The organism is Ramlibacter sp. MMS24-I3-19 (assembly GCF_050320135.1).
GTDB lineage: Bacteria > Pseudomonadota > Gammaproteobacteria > Burkholderiales > Burkholderiaceae_C > Ramlibacter.
Map to the genome: position 1 here is coordinate 2,504,781 of NZ_CP190017.1, position 17,130 is coordinate 2,521,910.

19 protein-coding genes are annotated in these 17,130 nt (G+C 69.8%); 9 read left to right on the forward strand and 10 right to left on the reverse strand.

The features are described from left to right. Nucleotides 1-28 precede the first annotated feature (28 nt). The 3 genes from ACPWT1_RS12565 to ACPWT1_RS12575 all read left to right on the forward strand — a co-directional run bounded on the left by ACPWT1_RS12565 (nucleotide 29) and on the right by ACPWT1_RS12575 (nucleotide 3,283). Nucleotides 29-1,210, forward strand: a complete 1,182-nt coding sequence (locus ACPWT1_RS12565; protein ID WP_427911519.1) for an acyltransferase family protein — start codon at nucleotides 29-31, stop codon at nucleotides 1,208-1,210. Next, the gene (locus tag ACPWT1_RS12570) at nucleotides 1,141-1,980 is read left to right on the forward strand and encodes an SGNH hydrolase domain-containing protein (protein WP_427911520.1); all 840 of its coding nucleotides are present in this window, start codon (nucleotides 1,141-1,143) and stop codon (nucleotides 1,978-1,980) included. The genes ACPWT1_RS12565 and ACPWT1_RS12570 overlap by 70 nt, the downstream gene beginning before the upstream one ends. Before the next feature lie 61 nt (nucleotides 1,981-2,041). Further along, on the forward strand, nucleotides 2,042-3,283 hold the full coding sequence (locus ACPWT1_RS12575) for an MFS transporter (RefSeq protein ID WP_427911521.1): 1,242 nt from the start codon (nucleotides 2,042-2,044) through the stop codon (nucleotides 3,281-3,283). Here ACPWT1_RS12575 and ACPWT1_RS12580 read toward each other — a convergent pair. Continuing rightward, complete coding sequence (locus ACPWT1_RS12580) at nucleotides 3,249-3,953, reverse strand: alpha/beta family hydrolase (RefSeq protein WP_427911522.1); 705 nt, start codon at nucleotides 3,951-3,953, stop codon at nucleotides 3,249-3,251. The two genes, ACPWT1_RS12575 and ACPWT1_RS12580, sit on opposite strands and share 35 nt — an antisense overlap. A 122-nt stretch (nucleotides 3,954-4,075) precedes the next feature. On the opposite strand from ACPWT1_RS12580, the gene ACPWT1_RS12585 reads away from it, so the two are divergent. Continuing rightward, the gene (locus ACPWT1_RS12585; RefSeq protein ID WP_427911523.1) at nucleotides 4,076-4,429 is read left to right on the forward strand and encodes a hypothetical protein; all 354 of its coding nucleotides are present in this window, start codon (nucleotides 4,076-4,078) and stop codon (nucleotides 4,427-4,429) included. Nucleotides 4,430-4,498: 69 nt separating this feature from the next. On the opposite strand, the gene ACPWT1_RS12590 is transcribed toward ACPWT1_RS12585, so the two are convergent. Next, nucleotides 4,499-5,359 carry a nucleotidyltransferase gene (locus ACPWT1_RS12590; protein WP_427911524.1) on the reverse strand — a complete coding sequence of 287 codons (861 nt, stop codon included), beginning with the start codon at nucleotides 5,357-5,359 and terminating at the stop codon, nucleotides 4,499-4,501. A 151-nt stretch (nucleotides 5,360-5,510) separates the two neighbouring features. Between ACPWT1_RS12590 and ACPWT1_RS12595 the strand changes: the two genes are divergently transcribed. Beyond that, on the forward strand, nucleotides 5,511-6,293 hold the full coding sequence (locus ACPWT1_RS12595; RefSeq protein ID WP_427911525.1) for a metallophosphoesterase family protein: 783 nt from the start codon (nucleotides 5,511-5,513) through the stop codon (nucleotides 6,291-6,293). Between the two features lie 6 nt (nucleotides 6,294-6,299). On the opposite strand, the gene ACPWT1_RS12600 is transcribed toward ACPWT1_RS12595, so the two are convergent. Both ACPWT1_RS12600 and ACPWT1_RS12605 read right to left on the reverse strand, forming a co-directional pair. After that, entirely contained in the window at nucleotides 6,300-7,082 is a 783-nt protein-coding gene (locus tag ACPWT1_RS12600) for a ferritin-like domain-containing protein (RefSeq protein ID WP_427911526.1), read from the reverse strand. A 31-nt stretch (nucleotides 7,083-7,113) separates the two neighbouring features. After that, nucleotides 7,114-8,340 (reverse strand): EAL and HDOD domain-containing protein, encoded by a 1,227-nt coding sequence (locus ACPWT1_RS12605; RefSeq protein ID WP_427911527.1) that lies wholly within the window; start codon nucleotides 8,338-8,340, stop codon nucleotides 7,114-7,116. 84 nt (nucleotides 8,341-8,424) lie between these two features. On the opposite strand from ACPWT1_RS12605, the gene ACPWT1_RS12610 reads away from it, so the two are divergent. Both ACPWT1_RS12610 and ACPWT1_RS12615 read left to right on the forward strand, forming a co-directional pair. Continuing rightward, complete coding sequence (locus tag ACPWT1_RS12610) at nucleotides 8,425-8,949, forward strand: gamma carbonic anhydrase family protein (RefSeq protein WP_427911528.1); 525 nt, start codon at nucleotides 8,425-8,427, stop codon at nucleotides 8,947-8,949. A gap of 36 nt (nucleotides 8,950-8,985) precedes the next feature. Further along, complete coding sequence (locus ACPWT1_RS12615) at nucleotides 8,986-9,963, forward strand: Hsp33 family molecular chaperone HslO (RefSeq protein WP_427911529.1); 978 nt, start codon at nucleotides 8,986-8,988, stop codon at nucleotides 9,961-9,963. A 3-nt stretch (nucleotides 9,964-9,966) separates the two neighbouring features. Here ACPWT1_RS12615 and ACPWT1_RS12620 read toward each other — a convergent pair whose 3' ends face one another. The 6 genes from ACPWT1_RS12620 to ACPWT1_RS12645 all read right to left on the reverse strand — a co-directional run bounded on the left by ACPWT1_RS12620 (nucleotide 9,967) and on the right by ACPWT1_RS12645 (nucleotide 15,240). After that, the gene (locus ACPWT1_RS12620) at nucleotides 9,967-10,593 is read right to left on the reverse strand and encodes an AAA family ATPase (protein WP_427911530.1); all 627 of its coding nucleotides are present in this window, start codon (nucleotides 10,591-10,593) and stop codon (nucleotides 9,967-9,969) included. Nucleotides 10,594-10,624: 31 nt separating this feature from the next. Further along, nucleotides 10,625-10,906 carry a septum formation initiator family protein gene (locus tag ACPWT1_RS12625; protein ID WP_427911531.1) on the reverse strand — a complete coding sequence of 94 codons (282 nt, stop codon included), beginning with the start codon at nucleotides 10,904-10,906 and terminating at the stop codon, nucleotides 10,625-10,627. 99 nt (nucleotides 10,907-11,005) lie between these two features. Then, on the reverse strand, nucleotides 11,006-12,289 hold the full coding sequence (eno, locus tag ACPWT1_RS12630) for a phosphopyruvate hydratase (protein WP_427911532.1): 1,284 nt from the start codon (nucleotides 12,287-12,289) through the stop codon (nucleotides 11,006-11,008). 149 nt (nucleotides 12,290-12,438) lie between these two features. Beyond that, a complete protein-coding gene (locus ACPWT1_RS12635) occupies nucleotides 12,439-12,729 on the reverse strand; it encodes a DUF1330 domain-containing protein (protein WP_427911533.1) in 291 nt (96 codons plus the stop codon). Further along, nucleotides 12,722-13,576, reverse strand: coding sequence for a 3-deoxy-8-phosphooctulonate synthase (gene kdsA / locus ACPWT1_RS12640; RefSeq protein ID WP_427911534.1), 855 nt, complete (start codon nucleotides 13,574-13,576; stop codon nucleotides 12,722-12,724). Before kdsA ends, ACPWT1_RS12635 begins: the two co-directional genes overlap by 8 nt. Next, on the reverse strand, nucleotides 13,573-15,240 hold the full coding sequence (locus ACPWT1_RS12645; RefSeq protein ID WP_427911535.1) for a CTP synthase: 1,668 nt from the start codon (nucleotides 15,238-15,240) through the stop codon (nucleotides 13,573-13,575). The genes kdsA and ACPWT1_RS12645 overlap by 4 nt, the downstream gene beginning before the upstream one ends. An 89-nt stretch (nucleotides 15,241-15,329) precedes the next feature. On the opposite strand from ACPWT1_RS12645, the gene coaBC reads away from it, so the two are divergent. Next, complete coding sequence (coaBC, locus tag ACPWT1_RS12650; protein ID WP_427911536.1) at nucleotides 15,330-16,550, forward strand: bifunctional phosphopantothenoylcysteine decarboxylase/phosphopantothenate--cysteine ligase CoaBC; 1,221 nt, start codon at nucleotides 15,330-15,332, stop codon at nucleotides 16,548-16,550. Continuing rightward, nucleotides 16,547-16,993 (forward strand): dUTP diphosphatase, encoded by a 447-nt coding sequence (dut, locus tag ACPWT1_RS12655; RefSeq protein WP_427911537.1) that lies wholly within the window; start codon nucleotides 16,547-16,549, stop codon nucleotides 16,991-16,993. Before coaBC ends, dut begins: the two co-directional genes overlap by 4 nt. The last annotated feature ends 137 nt before the right edge of the window (nucleotides 16,994-17,130 follow it).

The following is a 17,130-nucleotide window of genomic DNA, read 5'->3' on the forward strand; positions in this document are numbered from 1 at the left end:
CCACCCGCGTGCGATGATCGCGGGCTGCATGCAAGCCGTATCCCAGGAAGACCGGAGCTTCCGTCCTGACATCAACGCCCTGCGCGCGCTCGCCGTCGCCGCAGTCATCGCGTTCCACTTCGGCCTCCCCGGATTCGCGTCCGGCTATGTCGGGGTCGACATCTTCTTCGTGATCTCGGGCTTCCTGATCGGCGGCCACGTGATGGCGCAGCTCGACCGCGCCCGCTTCAGCCTGAAGCACTTCTTCGCGGGACGGATCCGTCGCATCGTGCCCGCGCTGGCAGTCGCCTGCGCGGCGGTGCTCGCCTGGGGCTGGGCGTTCCAGGCGCCGCCGGATTACAAGGCGCTGGCGCGCAGCGCGACCAACGCGGTGCAGTTCCTCGCCAACAGCTACTTCGCGGACCAGCTGGGCTACTTCGACCTGGGCGCCGCGTACAAGCCTCTTCTCCATACCTGGTCGCTCGCGGTCGAGGCGCAGTTCTACCTGTTCCTTCCCTTCGTTCTGATTGGGCTGTGGAAGCTGCCGCCCCGCTGGCGCGTGCCGTTGCTGGCGCTGCTGGGTGCGGCATCGTTCGCAGGCGCGCTGCACTGGGGCGTGGTCGATCGGACCCACGTGTTCTATTCCTTCACCGCGCGCGCCTGGGAGTTCCTGGTCGGTTGCCTCGCCGCCTGCGTGCCGCCGGTCGTCGGCCAACGCCTGGGCCAGGCGCGCCGACCCTTGCTGGGGCTCGCGTGGATCGCGCTGGCCGCGACCTGCCTGCTGCTGCCGCAAGGCATCGTCTGGCCCGGCGTCTGGACACTCGTGCCCACGCTGTTGACGGCCGCGGTGATCGTGCTGGGCACGGGCCATGCACACGGCCGGCTGGTGCAGCTGCCGCCGGTGCAGCATGCCGGCACCATCTCGTACTCGCTGTACCTGTGGCACTGGCCCTTGCTGGTCGCCTGGCGGCTCACGGTGGTCGACGTGCCGGTCGAGGGCTGGGCCGTGTTGCCGTTGCTGGCCGCGACTTGGGCCTGCGGCTGGCTGTCGTGGCGCTTCGCCGAGCAGCCGTTGCGCACGCGCCCCGGCTGGGGCGCACCGGGAGGCTCTACCGGTTCTATGCGGGCGTCGTCGTGTTCGCGATGGTGTTCGCCGTCTGGATGTCCAAGACCGACGGCATGCCGGCGCGCCTGCCGGCGTATGCGCACGCCGCCGTGCTGGCGTCGCTGAACGAGGCGCACCCGACGCGCTGCCGGCGACTGCACGGCGTGCCTGCCAACGATCCCGATGCCTGCGACGTCGGCCTGTCCGGGACCGATGCACCGACCTTCGCCGTCTGGGGAGACTCGCACGCGCTGCAGTACCTGGACGCGCTGCGCGAGGCGACGGACCGGTCCGGTATCGCCGGCCAGCTGTTTCATTTCCCCGGCTGCGAACCGGCGGCGGAGCCGGGTGGTTTCGGTGGAGCGGCCTGCGACACGCACAACGCCCACGTGCTCGGCTACATCGACAGCACGCCCTCGATCCGGACGGTGCTCGTGGTCCTGCGGCAGAACGATCCCGGGCGCGTCGACCGCGCGTGGCGGGCCGTCGATGCGCTGGTGGCGCGCGGCCGGCGCGTGGTTGTCCTCGGCCCGACGCCGGAGGCGCACCGCGCGGTCGCGCAGGAATGGCTGGCGCTGGAATTGCTGCACCGGCGTCCCGTGCCGGAGATGAGCATCGGTCGCGGCGAATCGCTAGTCGATGCACGCACCTCGCGGCCGGTGGATTCCTATGACACAAGGCTGGCGCGCTGGCAGGCGCAGGCACGCGCGGCGCTCGCGCGCCACGGCGATCGCATCGAGGCGATCGACCTCACGCCCTTGTTCTGCGATGCCAGCCGCTGCTGGCTCGTGCGCGGTGGCGTCGGCATGCTGCGCGACACGGACCACCTGACGACCGCCGCCGCGCGGCGGGTGCTGGCGCTCGCCCTGCCGACCCTCACTGGCATGCAGCCTTGAAACTGACGCCGGCGACGCGGCGCGCACGCCGCTCCAGTCGCTGCCCTCCGCGCCTTCGACCATGACCTCCGCCAGCACCACCGCCACGCCGACCGCCAGCCGCACCGCCTGGACCATGCTCCTGGCGCTGACCTGCGGCTTCGCGCTCAGCCAGGCGTTCCGCACCGTCGCGGCAATCATGGCGCCGCCGCTGCAGAAGGAGTTCGGCCTCACGCCGTCGCAGCTCGGACTGTTCGCGGGATCCTTCCATTTCGCGTTCGGTGGCCTGCAGCTGTTCATGGGCATGGGCATGGATGTGTGGGGACCCCGGCGCACGGTGCTGGTCGTGTCCCCGCTCACCATCGTCGGCGCGGTGATCGCCGCAACCTCGCACGGCTTTGGGCAACTGCTGCTGGCGCAGGTCGTCATCGGCATCGGCTGCGCGCCCGCGTTCCTGGTCTGCACCGTCTTCATCGCGCGATCGTTCCCGGGTCCGCAGTTCGCGGCTGTCTCGGGCGCCACGCTGGGCATCGGCACCGTCGGCCTGCTGCTCACCGGCACGCCGCTGGCCTGGTTGATCGACCATGCGTCGTGGCGCGCCGGCTTCCTGGCGCTTGCAGTGGCGGCGGTCGGCGCCTGGTTCGCCATCTTCGCGTTGCTGCGCGATCCACCGCTGGCGCCCGCCGATGCCGCTGCCGCGCCGGCAAGTCCGCTCGCGGCGCTGCGTGGCTACGGCGAGCTGTTCCGGTTGCCGTACACGTGGGGGATCGTGGTGCTGGGCCTGTTCACGTACGCATCCTTCCTCACCTTCCGTGGCCTGTGGCTCGGGCCGCTGCTGGTGGAGCGGCACGGCTTCAGCCTCGTGCAGACCGGCAACGTGGCGCTCGCGCTGTCGCTGATCAGCGCCTTCGGTCCGCCGCTCTTCGGGCGGCTCGATCCCGGCGTGCAGCGCCGGCGCACCTGGCTGGTGGCGTACACGTTCGGGATGGCCGCGCTGTTCGTGATCATGGCCAGCACGCGTTCGGTGCTGGTGGACATCGGGATCGGCGCCGTGTTCAGCGTGCTGTCGGGCTACATGGTGCTGCAGTACGCCGACGTGCGTTCGGCCTATCCGCCGCGGATGATCGGCCGCGCGATGGCGCTCTTCACGATGGCGCTGTTCATGGGCGTGGCCTTGATGCAGTGGCTCACGGGCATCGTCGCTTCGCATGCCGCCGCGATGGGCCTGGAGACCTATGCGGCAGTGCTCGGTGCCATCGCGCTGATGCTGGCCAGCGCCGCCATCGCCTTCAGGTGGCTGCCGGCGCCGGCTGGCACGCGCTGAGCATCCACGCCGCCGTCGTTTCGGCCAGCTCCTCCAGCACCTCGGCATCGGTGCGGCCCGAGCGCACGAGGACGTGGAAGGCGTGGTCGGCGCCTTCCACGACGTGCAGCGTCGCGCGCGATCCCAGCGGCTGCGTGGCTTCGCGCACCAGCGGCAGGTCCGCCAGCGCATCGCGCGTGCCCTGCAGGAACAGCATCGGCAACTGCACCTGGGCCAGGTGCGCGGCACGCGCGAGCGACGGCTTGCCGGCCGGATGCAGCGGGAAGCCGACGAAGACCAGGCCGCGCACGTCCGGCAGCGCCGCCGCGGCCTGCGCCTGGGACGTCATGCGGCCGCCGAACGACTTGCCACCCGCGAACAGCGGCACGCCGGGCAGCTGCCGCGCGGCTTCTGCGACTGCGGCCCGCACGGCGGCCTGCGCCACCGCAGGCGTGTCGGGGCGGCGGGAGCCTTGCTCCATGAACGGGAACTGGAAGCGCAGCACCGCGATGCCGAGATCGGCCAGCTCCTGCGCGAGCGCCGCCATGAACGCGTGCTGCATGCCCGCGCCGGCGCCGTGCGCGAACACGTAGCAGGCGGCCGGCTGTGCGGGCGCATCCAGCAATGCCGACACCGCGGTCCCGTCATCGATGGACAGTTGCAGCGCTTGCGGTTCGCGGGCAGTGGGCATCGCTCGAGTGTCGCCTGCATCGGCAGGCAACGCGGCGGTCCGGTGCGCGGCCGTGCGGCACGCCGCTTGCCACAGCCGGGCAGGGCGCAACCGCGCCCCACATCCACAAGGAGTTTGTCCCGATGAACCAGATCACCTTCCGCCGCGCGGCCCTGCTGGGCCTGGCCTCTTCCGCGATGCTGCTCGGCGCGTGCGCCCATGACGGCAGCTCGTCGCGGTCGTCGTCCAGCATGGGCAACAGCGGCTACAGCTCGAGCACGGGCAGCAGCGCCAGCACCGGCAACAGCGGCAGCGGCCGCACCTCGAGCATGGCGACACCGGCTGACAACGCTTCCAGCCCGAACCCGGGCGGCATGGGCGGCGCGAACAGCAAGTCGATGGGCTCCAGCGGCCCCGGCGCGGCGACGCCCATCGGGACCGAGACCGGTTCCGGGGCGAAGAACGGGACGTCGTCGAGCACCACGCCGAGCCGCTGAGGGACAACTCCAGTCCTGTGATCCCCGCGCAGGCGGGGATCCGACGCGATGTGCCGAGCGCAGCTGCGCTCAGGCAGCGCGCCGCAGCGGCGTCTCGGGTGGCTCCTCGGGCTGCCGCGAGGGAATCGCCTGCGTCCACACGGCCACGTCGCGCTCGGTCATGGTGCTGACCGGCGTGAGGCGGCCGTCCACGTACCCGAGGTGCTCCACGTCGTGCAGGTACTGCTCGCGCGACAGCAGCGTGCCCGCGCACACGTGCGGGTCCGCGGCGGGCGGCTGGTGCGTCTCGGCGGCCAGCCGACCCAGCAGGTCTTCGAGCACCCACGCCGGGACGCGATGGCGTTCGCCGGGATAGATGTAGCCGAACAGCGTGAGGTGCGCGAGCAGCACGCGCCAGTGCGGGCCATAGCGCTCCAGCAAGCCTTGCCAGTCGAGATGCTCGGCGCCCGAATGCAGCAGGTGGGCCACGTCCGCGCCGTCGTAGCGCTCGCGTTCCATGATGAAGGACTTGGACAGCAGTCCGTCCTCCGCGTTGGCCACGAGGACCGGCACGCCCAGCACCAGTGCCTGCGGGTTGTCCTTGAACCAGCGGTCGTCCACCGGCGCGAGGCCGTTGCCCGAATTGAAGATGAGATCGATGAAGTCCTCGCCGCACCAGACCTTGGCCAGCCAGTGCGGGTAGGTGAGCTCGGCGCGCCAGCCTCGCGCCTGCGCGACCTCGACGACGCGGTCGTAGTGCTCGCGGCGGATGAACAGGTCCAGGTCCTTGGTCGACCGCCGGATGCCGGTGAAGCAGGCCTGCGCGAATGCGCCGCCCACCAGGAAGGGCACGCCGGCATCGACCAGCGCCCGCAGCGCGCTGCGGTAGAACGCCGCCATGGCGGGCGGCACCTCGTTCTCGAGGGACGGGGCGAGGCAGGTGAGCGTCATGGGGCGGCCCTGGGTCGGTGTGCGCCTAGCGTAGCCGCGCACAAGCCGCCGACCTAGGCCGGGATGCCTCGGCAACCGTCGGCATTCGCCTACAGTTCGCGACGGCGGATGGCCCATGCCCGGGCACGCGACCGGGCGGCAGCATCGGCGCATGAGCAAATCCGCCACCAGCGTGCGCATCGCCGCCGTCGGTGACATCCACGTCACCAAGGATTCCGCGGGCAGCCTGCGCGGCTTCTTCGCCAAGGTCGCTGATGCCGCCGACATGCTGCTGCTGTGCGGCGACCTCACCGACTACGGCACGGCCGACGAGGCCCACATCCTCGCGGAGGAACTGGGCGCGGTGTCGGTCCCCGTGGTCGCCGTGCTGGGCAACCACGATTACGAGTCCGGCACGCCCGACGTGGTGTGCGCCACGCTCAAGCGCGCGGGCGTGCGGGTGCTCGATGGCGAGGCCTGCGAGATCGAGGGCATCGGCATCGCGGGCGCGAAGGGCTTCGCCGGCGGCTTCGGCCGCGGCTCGCTGGGCGCGTGGGGCGAGCCCGCGATCAAGATGTTCGTGAAGGAGTCGCTCAACGAGGCGATGAAGCTGGAGTCGGCGCTGGCCAAGCTGCGCACGCCCCGCCGCATCGCGTTGCTGCACTACTCGCCGATCGCGGGCACTGTCGCCGGCGAGCCGGTGGAGATCTTCCCCTTCCTCGGCAGCAGTCGTCTCGAGGAGCCCCTGCTGCGGTACCCGGTGGATGCCGTGTTCCATGGCCACGCGCACCGAGGCACGATGGAGGCCAAGACCATCAACGGCGTGCCCGTCTACAACGTGGCCAAGCCGCTGCTGCAACGGGCCCGCCCGGGCCAGCCGCCGTTTCGCGTGATCGAACTGCCGCGTGAAGCCGCCCCGGCGACGGCCGAAGCGGGCGCGGACGCCGTCGCCTGACGCGCTTCAGGGCGCGACCAGCGCGAGCAGCTCGTCCTCCGCGAAGCCGGCCGCCCGCCGCGCGTCGAGGTTGAACGGCCCGCGCGGCCGCGGCGCGCCGTGGGCCCGCGCGAGTTCGGCGTAGGTCGCGACAGGATCGAGTCCGCGTTCCGCGCAGAGATGGCGGTACCAGTGGTTCCCGATCGCCACGTGGCCGATCTCGTCGCGCAGGATCACGTCCAGGATGCCGGCCCCGTGCGTGTCGCCGACCTCCAGCAGCTTGGCCCGGATCGGCGGCGAGGCATCGAGCCCGCGCGCTTCGAGCGTGCGCGGCACCAGCGCCAGGCGGGCCAGCAGGTCGTGCCGTGTCTTCTCCGCCATCGCCCACAGGCCGTTGTGCGCGGGGAAGTCGCCATAGTCGTGGCCCAGGCTGCGCAGGTGCTCGCGCAGCAGCTGGAAATGCAGCGCCTCCTCGCGGGCGACGAGCGCCCAGTCGGCGTAGAAGGCCTCCGGCTGGCCGGCGAAGCGCCAGAGCGCGTCGGCCGCGAGGTCGATTGCATTGAACTCGATGTGCGCCAGCGCATGCAGCAGTGCCGCGCGGCCTTCCACGGTGCGGATGGAGCGCTTGCGCAGTTCGGTGTGCGGCACCATCCGCGGGTGGTCGGGGCGACCCGGCAGGCCGGGCGGCTCGTCGATCGTGTCACCGGCCCCGGCGGGCTGCGACGGATCGAGGGCGCGTGCCAATGCGGCCTTGCGCGCCGGGTCGCGCTCGAGAAGCACGGCGAGCGCCGCGCGGCGGAGGGTCTGCATGCCCCGAGCTTAGGGCCTCGACGCCCCGCGATCAGGTGGCCAGCAGTTCCTCGGCCCAGGCCAGTGCCTGCAGGTGGGCCATGTTGATCTGGTGGCCCGACAGCAGCAGGCGATCGGCGAGTTCGGCGAATGCGCGGTCATCGCCGGCTTCGCAAGCCTCGGCCAGTGCGAGCAGCGGTGCATAGACGCCGCTGCGCTCCAGCAGCGCGGCCGCCACCGGCTCGGGAAGGGCGAGCCCGTCCAGCACGCTCGCCATCGGGCGGCCCGTCAGCGCTTCGAGCAGCGAGAACACGCCGACGACGAAGGCCGGGTCCCCATGGTCCGCGCCGAGCAGTTCGACGGCGAGCAGCTCCACCAGCCGGCCGCGGACGACCGCGGACTGCGCCAGCGCGGGCGTGCCCTGGGAGGACGTCGCCAGCAGCACGGTCGCCCAGCGCAGGATGCGCTGCATGCCGAGCAGCATCACGGCGCCGCGGAACGACGTCACCTGGCTCGACAGCCCGAAGGCGCCCGAGTTCAGCAGGCGGAGCAGCTGCAGGCTGAGGCTGGCGTCGCGCTTGAGCAGTTCCTCGATGTCCGCCACGTCCGCCTCGCGGCGCAGCAGCGAGATCAGTTGCGCGATCACCGCCTGGTTCGGCCTGAGCGTGGTGCGCGGCACCGGGATTGGCCGCGAGAACCAGCTGCCCTGCAGCAGCTCGAGGCCGAGACCTCGCGCATGCTCGTGCTTCGCATGGTCGTTCACGCCAATGGCGATCACCCGCAGCGGGAGGGAGCGTGCGGCCCGCGTGATCGCCGCGTGGGCCGGGGCCGGCACCCGCTCGAGGTCGAGCTTGAGGAAGCTCGCGTGGGCGATCCAGCCGCGCCAGACGGAGCCGAGTGCCTCGTGGTCCATCGCGAAGCGGAAGCCGCGCTGGCGCAGGGCCGCGAGCGTCGTCGCACCGGCCGCCGCCTGCGCGGGCGCGGGCAGCACCAGGTCGATGACGACCCGCTCGGGATCCACGAGCTCGAGGCCGCCGCGCTGCACGGTGTCCCAGCCGCAGCGCACGAACAGTTGCCGGCGATCTGCAAGCGCGGGCGTGGAGGACAACGTCACCGCCTGAACAAGCAGCTCCGCGTCGCGCTCGGCCGTCGGGGCCTGGCCGGACCCATCGGTCAGTGCATAGCCGAACACGGCATTGCGTTCGTCGAGGATGGCCTGGCGGGCGATCACGAGATCGGCTTCGGGGCCGGCGGGCGAGGCGAGGGGCAGGGCGGACATATCCGGGCCATTGTTGGGCCAGGCGGCGCGCAAGGACGGCCGGAACAGCGTCCCTACAATGGCCCTTTTCCAAGCGCAGGACACATGGCGATCTACGAACTCGACGGCAAGCGGCCCGAGCTGGGCGATGGGGCATGGGTGGCGGAGACGGCCACCGTCATCGGCGACGTCGCCCTGGGCACCAATGCCAGCGTGTGGTTCGGCGCAGTGATCCGCGGTGACACCGAGCACATCACGGTCGGGGCCGACACCAACATCCAGGACGGCTCGGTGCTGCATGCCGACGCCGGCAAGCCGCTGGTGATCGGCGCCGGCGTCACGGTGGGGCACCAGGTGATGCTGCACGGCTGCTTCGTCGCCGACGGCTCGCTCGTGGGCAACGGCTCGATCATCCTCAACGGCGCGCGCATCGGCCGCAACTGCATCGTCGGCGCGGGCAGCGTGGTGACCGAGAACAAGGAGTTCCCGGACAACTCGCTGATCATCGGCGCGCCTGCGCGCGTGGTGCGCACCCTGGACGACGCCGCGGCGAAGACGATCGCCGGCAACGCGGCGCACTACGTGGCCAATGCGAAGCGGTTCGCGCGTGGCTTGAAGAAGATCGGCTGACCGCCACTTACGACAGCTTTGGGCCAAGCAGTACCCATGTCCGAGCTCCACAAGTTCCTCTTCGACGGCCTGCCGGTGCGCGGCGCGCTGGTGCGCCTGACCGACGCCTGGACCGACATCCTGGCGCGACGCGAGTCCAACAACGCCACCGGTGCCTGGCCGCCGCCCGTGGCCGAGCTGCTGGGCGAGATGGCGGCCGCCGGCGTGCTGATGCAGTCCAACATCAAGTTCAACGGCGCGCTGGTGCTGCAGATCTTCGGTGACGGGCCGCTCAAGGTGGCGGTGGTCGAGGTGCAGCACGACCTGGCGCTGCGCGCCACGGCCAAGGTGGTCGGCGACGTCAAGCCGCAGGACCGGTTGCCCAACCTGGTGAACGTGCACAACCGCGGCCGTTGCGCGATCACGCTCGATCCGCGCGACAAGTTTCCGGGCCAGCAGCCGTACCAGGGCGTGGTGCCGCTGCACGGCGACCATCGCGAGAAGATCGACAAGCTCAGCGACGTGCTGCAGCACTACATGCTGCAGTCGGAGCAGCTCGACACCACGCTGGTGCTGGCCGCCGATGCCAAGGTCGCCGCCGGCCTGCTGATCCAGCGGCTGCCGCTGGAGGGTGAGGGCAATCTCGCGGGGTCGATGGTCAGCAAGGCCAACGAGGACGAGATCGGCCTGAACGAGGACTACAACCGCATCGCGATCCTGGCGTCCAGCCTGCAGCGGCAGGAACTGCTGGAACTGGATGCCGACACCATCCTGCGCCGGCTGTTCTGGGAGGAGAAGCTGCTGCGCTTCCCGCCGCAGGAGCCGCGTTTCGCCTGCACCTGCAGTCGCGAGCGCGTGGCCAACATGATCCGCGGCCTGGGGCAACCGGAAGCCGACAGCATCGTCGCCGACCAGGGGCAGATCGAGGTCGGCTGCGACTTCTGCGGCCAGCAGTACCGCTTCGATGCGGTGGATGCCGCGCAGCTGTTCGCGCCGCCGGGGGACCAGCCGCCGGTCACGTCGGCGGTGCAGTGAGGCTCAGCGGTCCCTGAGCGCCGTGAACAGCCGATGCTCGCACACCGGGTCGCCGCATTTCTCGCAGGCCCAGGTCCAGCGCCGTTGCGGATGCACGGCTTCCCCCAGAAAGGCCAGCACCGGCGCCAGCGCATTGCCGGTGCGTTCCTGGCCTTGGCCGTAGACCACGCGGAACGCGATGCCGGCCTGCTGCAGCGCGGCGCGCACCTGTGCGTCGACGGATGCCTGCACGGCGGGCCCTTCGCGGTGCAGGCCGTCCGGCACCCAGGGCAGGTCCAGACCCATGACGAGCGTCGCGTCGTAGCGCCGCTGGCGTTCGAGGGCGAAGCGAAGGAGCTCGCCGTCCGGGAACAGCATGCCGCTGTAGACCGCCACCATCAGCGCGCTGGTGTCGGCGATCACCACGTCGGCCTGCGCGGCCGCGAGGTCGACCTGCTGCTCCTGCTGCCGCGCGATCGGCAACTGCTCCTCGGGTCGCGGCGTGCGGCCTTCGCGCTCGCACCACGCACGCAGCACCTCGGGGACGACGGTGACTCGGTGGCCACCAGCGCGCAGCGCGGCGGCCATGGCATGCGAGAGGGTGGTCTTGCCGGTGCTCTCGGCGCCGAGCAGGCAGATGGTCAGGGCCATCGCGAACCGGCCGCCGACGGCGGCCGCGCCTTCACTTCGCCGGGACGACGTTCACGAAGATCTCGTTGGGCTTGACCATGCCCAGTTCGAGGCGCGCCTTCTCCTCGACCATCTCCATGCCTTCCTGCAGGTCGCGCACTTCCGCCGCGAGCTGGTCGTTGGCCTGCTGCGCCTGCACGTTGGCCGCCTTCTGCTGCTGCAGCTTGCGCTGCATCTCGCCCACGGCCGCGACGCTGCCGCGCCCGAACCACAGCTGCGCATGCACCACGGCGAGCAGTGCGATCAGCAGGGCAGGGACGACGCGGGTGGCCATGTGGTGCGCTCAGGCCGCCGACGGGCCGCCCCTAGGCGGCCTGGGGCCCCTCGGGGGCAGAGCAGCGGCGAAGCCGCAAACGTGGGGGCAGTCATTGCTTCAACGAAGGTTGTAGAACGCCGAGCGGCCGGGGTAGTGGGCGATGTCGCCCAGGTCTTCCTCGATGCGCAGCAGCTGGTTGTACTTGGCCATGCGGTCGCTGCGGCTCAGCGAGCCGGTCTTGATCTGGCCGGCGTTGGTGCCCACGGCGATGTCGGCGATGGTGCTGTCCTCGGTCTCGCCCGAGCGGTGGCTGATGACCGCCGTGTAGCTCGCGCGCTTGGCCATCTCGATGGCGGCGAAGGTCTCGGTCAGCGTGCCGATCTGGTTGATCTTGATCAGGATCGAGTTGGCGATGTTCTTCTCGATGCCTTCCTGCAGGATGCGGGTGTTGGTGACGAACAGGTCGTCGCCCACCAGCTGCACGCGCGAGCCCAGGCGGTCGGTCAGCTGGCGCCAGCCGTCCCAGTCGCCTTCGGCCATGCCGTCCTCGATGCTGATGATCGGGTACTTGTCGCACCACGCGGCCAGGATGTCGGTCCAGGCAGCCGCTTCCAGCACCTTGCCTTCGGCCTGCACGTTGTACTTGCCGTCCTTGAAGAACTCGCTCGCGGCGCAGTCCAGGCCCAGCGCGATCTGCTCGCCCGGCTTGTAGCCGGCGGCTTCGATGGCCTGCAGGATCATGCCGATGGCGGCCTCGTGGTTCTCGACGTTGGGGGCGAAGCCGCCTTCGTCGCCCACGGCCACGCTCATGCCCTTCTCGTTGATGATCTTCTTGAGCGCGTGGAACACCTCGGCCCCGTAGCGCACGGCCTCGCGGAAGCTCGGGGCGCCCACGGGGATGATCATGAGCTCCTGCAGGTCCAGGTTGTTGTTGGCATGGGCGCCGCCGTTGACCACGTTCATCATCGGCACCGGCAGCTGCATGCCGGTCATGCCGCCGAAGTAGCGGTACAGGGGCAGGCCCGATTCCTCGGCCGCCGCGCGCGCCACCGCCATCGACACGGCCAGGGTGGCATTGGCGCCCAGGCGGCCCTTGTTCTCGGTGCCGTCCAGGTCGATCAGCGTCTTGTCCAGGAAGGCCTGCTCGGAAGCGTCGAGGCCCAGCACCGACTCGGAGATCTCGGTGTTGATGTGCTCGACGGCCTTGAGCACGCCCTTGCCGCCGTAGCGGCGCTTGTCGCCATCGCGCAGCTCGATGGCTTCGCGCGAGCCGGTGGACGCGCCGGAGGGCACGGCCGCACGGCCCATGGTGCCCGACTCCAGCAGCACGTCGCATTCGACGGTGGGATTGCCGCGCGAGTCCAGGATCTCGCGGCCGACGATGTCAACGATGGCGCTCATTGCTCAAGTTTCTCCAAGTCAAATTCGGGAACCGGAACGCAAAAGACGCGAAACCGCGCGAAATTCGCAAAAGAAAATCCACTCACGAATTCTTTTGCGTCTTTCGCGGTCTTTTGCGCCTTTTGCGTTCGGCTGTTCGTGTTCGATCTTCACACGCCTTCGATCAGCACCATGCGCATGATCGCGGCGCCTTGCCGGACCTGCTTGGCGGCGGCGTACTCGGGCGAATCGTAGAAGCGCCGGGCTGCCTCGGCCGTAGGAAATTTCAGCAAGACGACGCGCTGCGGCGACCAGTCGCCCTCCAGCACCTGCACCGCGCCGCCGCGCACGCACACCTCGGCGCCATGCACCTGCATGGCGTGGGACGACAGCTTCTTGTACTGCTCGTACTGCTGCGGGTCGGTGACGTCGACGTTGGCGAGGATGTAGGCGCTAGGCAAAGCGGTTCTCCAGGTAGCCGTTCTTCTTGGTCACGCCGTCCAGCGCGACCAGCGTTTCCAGCAGCGCCTTCATGTGCTTGAGCGGCACGGCGTTGGGGCCGTCCGACAGCGCCTTGGCGGGATCGGGGTGGGTCTCCATGAAGACGCCGGCGACGCCCACGGCAATGGCGGCGCGAGCCAGCACCGGCACCATCTCGCGCTGGCCGCCGGAGCTGGTGCCTTGGCCGCCGGGCAGTTGCACCGAATGCGTGGCGTCGAAGACGACCGGGGCGCCGGTCTCGCGCATGATCGCCAGCGAGCGCATGTCCGAGACCAGGTTGTTGTAGCCGAAGCTGGCGCCGCGTTCGCAGGCCATGAAGCTGTCCTCGGGCAGGCCCTTCTCGCGCGCGGCGGCACGGGCCTTGTCGATGACGTTCTTCATGTCGTGCGGGGCCAGGAACTGCCCCTTCTTGATGTTCACCGGCTTGCCCGACTGCGCCACGGCGCGGATGAAGTCGGTCTGGCGGCAGAGGAAGGCGGGTGTCTGCAGCACGTCGACCACCTTGGCCACTTCCGGGATCTCCGTCTCGGTGTGCACGTCGGTGATGATGGGCAGGCCCAGGTCCTTCTTCACCTTGGCCAGGATCTGCAGGCCGCGCTCCATGCCGGGGCCGCGGAAGCTGGTGCCCGAGGAGCGGTTGGCCTTGTCGTAGCTGCTCTTGAAGATGAACGGGATGCCGAGTGCGGACGTGATCTCCTTGAGCGTCCCCGCGGTGTCCATCTGCAGCTGCTCGGATTCGACCACGCAAGGGCCGGCGATGAGGAAGAACGGCCGGTCCAGCCCGACCTCGAAACCACACAGCTTCATGCGACGGCCTTCAGCTTGTTGCCCGCGTGCTGGTGGTCGACCGCGGCCTTGATGAAGGCGTTGAACAGCGGATGGCCGTCCCAGGGCGTGGACTTGAACTCGGGGTGGAACTGCACGCCCATGAACCAGGGGTGCACGTCCTGCGGCAGCTCGACGATCTCGGTCAGGTGCTCGCGCTGGGTCAGCGCCGAGATCACCAGGCCGGACTTGCGCAGCTGGTCGAGGTAGTTGACGTTGGCTTCGTAGCGGTGGCGGTGCCGCTCGTTGACGACATCGCCGTAGATGCGGTGCGCCAGCGTGCCCTTGGCGACGTCGGAGCTCTGGGCTCCCAGGCGCATGGTGCCGCCCAGGTCGGAGTTGGCGTCGCGCTTGTTCACGACACCGTCGGCGCCGTGCCATTCGGTGATCAGCGCGATGACCGGGTTGGGCGTCTGCGGCTCGAACTCGGTGCTGTTGGCGTCCTTCAGGCCGGCCACGTGGCGCGCGTATTCGATCGTGGCCACCTGCATGCCCAGGCAGATGCCCAGGTAGGGCACCTTGTTCTCGCGGGCGAAGCGCGCCGCCTCGATCTTGCCTTCGACGCCGCGCTTGCCGAAGCCGCCCGGCACCAGCACGGCGTCGTACTTGGCCAGCTGCTGCACGCCGCCGGACTCCAGCGTCTCGGAGTCCAGGTAGTCGATCTTCACCCGCACGTGGTTCTTGATGCCCGCGTGGCGCAGCGCCTCGTTCAGCGACTTGTAGCTGTCGGACAGGTCGACGTACTTGCCGACCATCGCGATGGTGACCTCGCCCTGCGGGTGCTCGGTCTCGTAGACCAGGTCGTCCCACTTCTTCAGGTTGGCGGGCGGCGTGTTCAGCCGCAGCTTGTCGCAGATCAGGCCGTCCAGGCCCTGCTCGTGCAGCATGCGCGGCACCTTGTAGATCGTGTTCACGTCCCACATGGAGATCACGCCCCATTCGGGGACGTTGGTGAACAGCGAGATCTTGCCGCGCTCCTCGTCGGGGATCTTGCGGTCGGCGCGGCAGAGCAGGGCGTCGGCGGAGATACCGATCTCGCGCAGCTTCTGCACCGTGTGCTGGGTGGGCTTGGTCTTGAGCTCGCCGGCGGCCGCGATCCACGGCACGTAGGTGAGGTGCACGAAGGCGACCTGGTTGGCGCCCATGCGCAGCGACATCTGGCGAGCGGCTTCCAGGAAGGGCAGCGACTCGATGTCACCGACGGTGCCGCCGATCTCCACGATGGCCACGTCGGCCTCGTTCTTCTCGCCGACGCGCGCACCGCGCTTGATGAATTCCTGGATCTCGTTGGTGACGTGCGGGATGACCTGAACCGTCTTGCCCAGGTAATCGCCGCGGCGTTCCTTCTCAAGCACCGACTGGTAGATCTTGCCGGTGGTGAAGTTGTTGACCTTTCCCATGCGGGTGGTCACGAAGCGTTCGTAGTGGCCCAGGTCCAGGTCGGTCTCGGCGCCGTCGTCGGTGACGAACACCTCGCCGTGCTGGAACGGCGACATGGTGCCCGGATCCACGTTGATGTACGGATCCAGCTTGATCAGGGTGACCTTGAGGCCGCGCGACTCGAGGATCGCGGCGAGGGAGGCTGAGGCGATTCCCTTGCCCAGGGAAGACACCACACCGCCGGTGACGAAGACGAATTTGGTCATGTCGTGCGGAAGGCGCGGGCGCTTCCGGGTGGTGGTAATGCGCGATTATAGGGAACCTGCGGTGGGGTTCATCGATACACTCCCGGCCCATGAGCGACCTTGCCGGCAAGCACATCGTCCTCGGCCTCACCGGCGGCATCGCCTGCTACAAGGCCGCCGAGTTGTGCCGCGCGTTCGTGAAGGAGGGCGCCACGGTGCAGGTGGTGATGACCGACGCCGCCGAGCAGTTCATCACGCGCGTCACCATGCAGGCGCTGTCCGGCCTGCCCGTCTACTTCTCGCAGTGGGATGCGCGCGAGCCGAACACCATGCCGCACATCAACCTGTCGCGCGAGGCCGATGCGATCGTCATTGCGCCCTGCAGTGCAGATTTCATGGCCAGGCTGGTGCACGGGCGGGCCGACGACCTCCTCAGCCTGATGTGCCTGGCGCGTCCCATCGACCGCGTGCCGCTGCTGCTGGCGCCGGCGATGAACCGCGAGATGTGGGCCGCCCCCGCCACCCAGCGCAACATGGCGCAGCTCGAGGCCGACGGCGCCATCATCCTCGGCGTGGGCAGCGGCTTCCAGGCCTGCGGCGAGACCGGCGACGGCCGCATGCTGGAGCCGCACGAACTGCTGGAGGACATCGTCGCCTTCCTGCAGCCCAAGCCGCTGGCGGGCAAGCGCGTCGTCGTCACGGCCGGCCCCACGTTCGAGGCGATGGACCCGGTGCGCGGTGTCACCAACCATTCCTCCGGGAAGATGGGATTCGCCATCGCGCGCGCGGCGCGCGAGGCCGGCGCGCAGGTGGTGCTGGTCGCCGGCCCGGTGCACCAGCGCACCCCGCGTGGCGTCCGCCGCATCGACGTGCAGTCGGCGCAGCAGATGCTCGACGCCACGCTGCCCGAGGCGGCACAGGCCGACGTGTTCGTGGCCACCGCGGCCGTCGCCGACTGGCGCCCTGCCAGCGTGAGCACGAGCAAGATCAAGAAAGCCGAAGGCGGCGGGCCGCCCGCGCTGGCCTTCGCGGAGAATCCCGACATCCTCAGGACCGTCGCGCAGGGCGAGCGCGCCCGCAGCGGCCGCCTGTTCTGCGTCGGTTTTGCCGCCGAGAGCGACGACCTGGCCGCCAACGCACAGGCCAAGCGGGCACGCAAGGGCGTGCCGCTCCTGGTGGGCAACATCGGTCCCGCCACCTTCGGCCAGGACGACAACGAGCTGCTGCTGGTCGACGCCCAGGGCACGCGCCCGTTGCCGCGCGCCTCCAAGCGCAGCCTGGCGCGCACCCTCGTCGCCGAGATCGCCCGGCTGCTGCCTTCCCCCGCATGAACATCGACGTCAAGATCCTCGATCCGCGCATGGCCGATGCCCTGCCGGCCTACGCCACGCCGGGCAGCGCCGGCCTCGATTTGCGCGCCTGCATCGACCAGCCCGTGGACCTCGCCGCCAACGCGTGGAAGCTGATCCCCACCGGCATCGCCATCTGGATCAAGGACCCGGGCTACGCCGCGCTGATCCTTCCCCGCTCGGGCCTGGGCCACAAGCACGGCATCGTGCTGGGCAACCTCGTCGGGCTGATCGACAGCGACTACCAAGGCCAGCTGATGGTCAGCTGCTGGAACCGCAGCGACACGCCGTTCACGCTGCAGCCGATGGAGCGGCTGGCCCAGCTGGTGATCGTGCCGGTGGTGCAGGCCAGCTTCAGCGTCGTCAGCGAGTTCCCGCCCACCGAGCGCGGCGCCGGCGGCTACGGTTCCACCGGCAAAGGCTGAGGCGGGTCGCCGGCTCCCGCGCCTGCTCAAGGCGCTCCTACACCCCCTCCCGAGGGGTCCTACAGCGATGCGCGGCATTGCCGGTCCGTGCGGCCGTGCGCGCTTGCCTGTAATTGAAATCACACGTGGATCGCCTG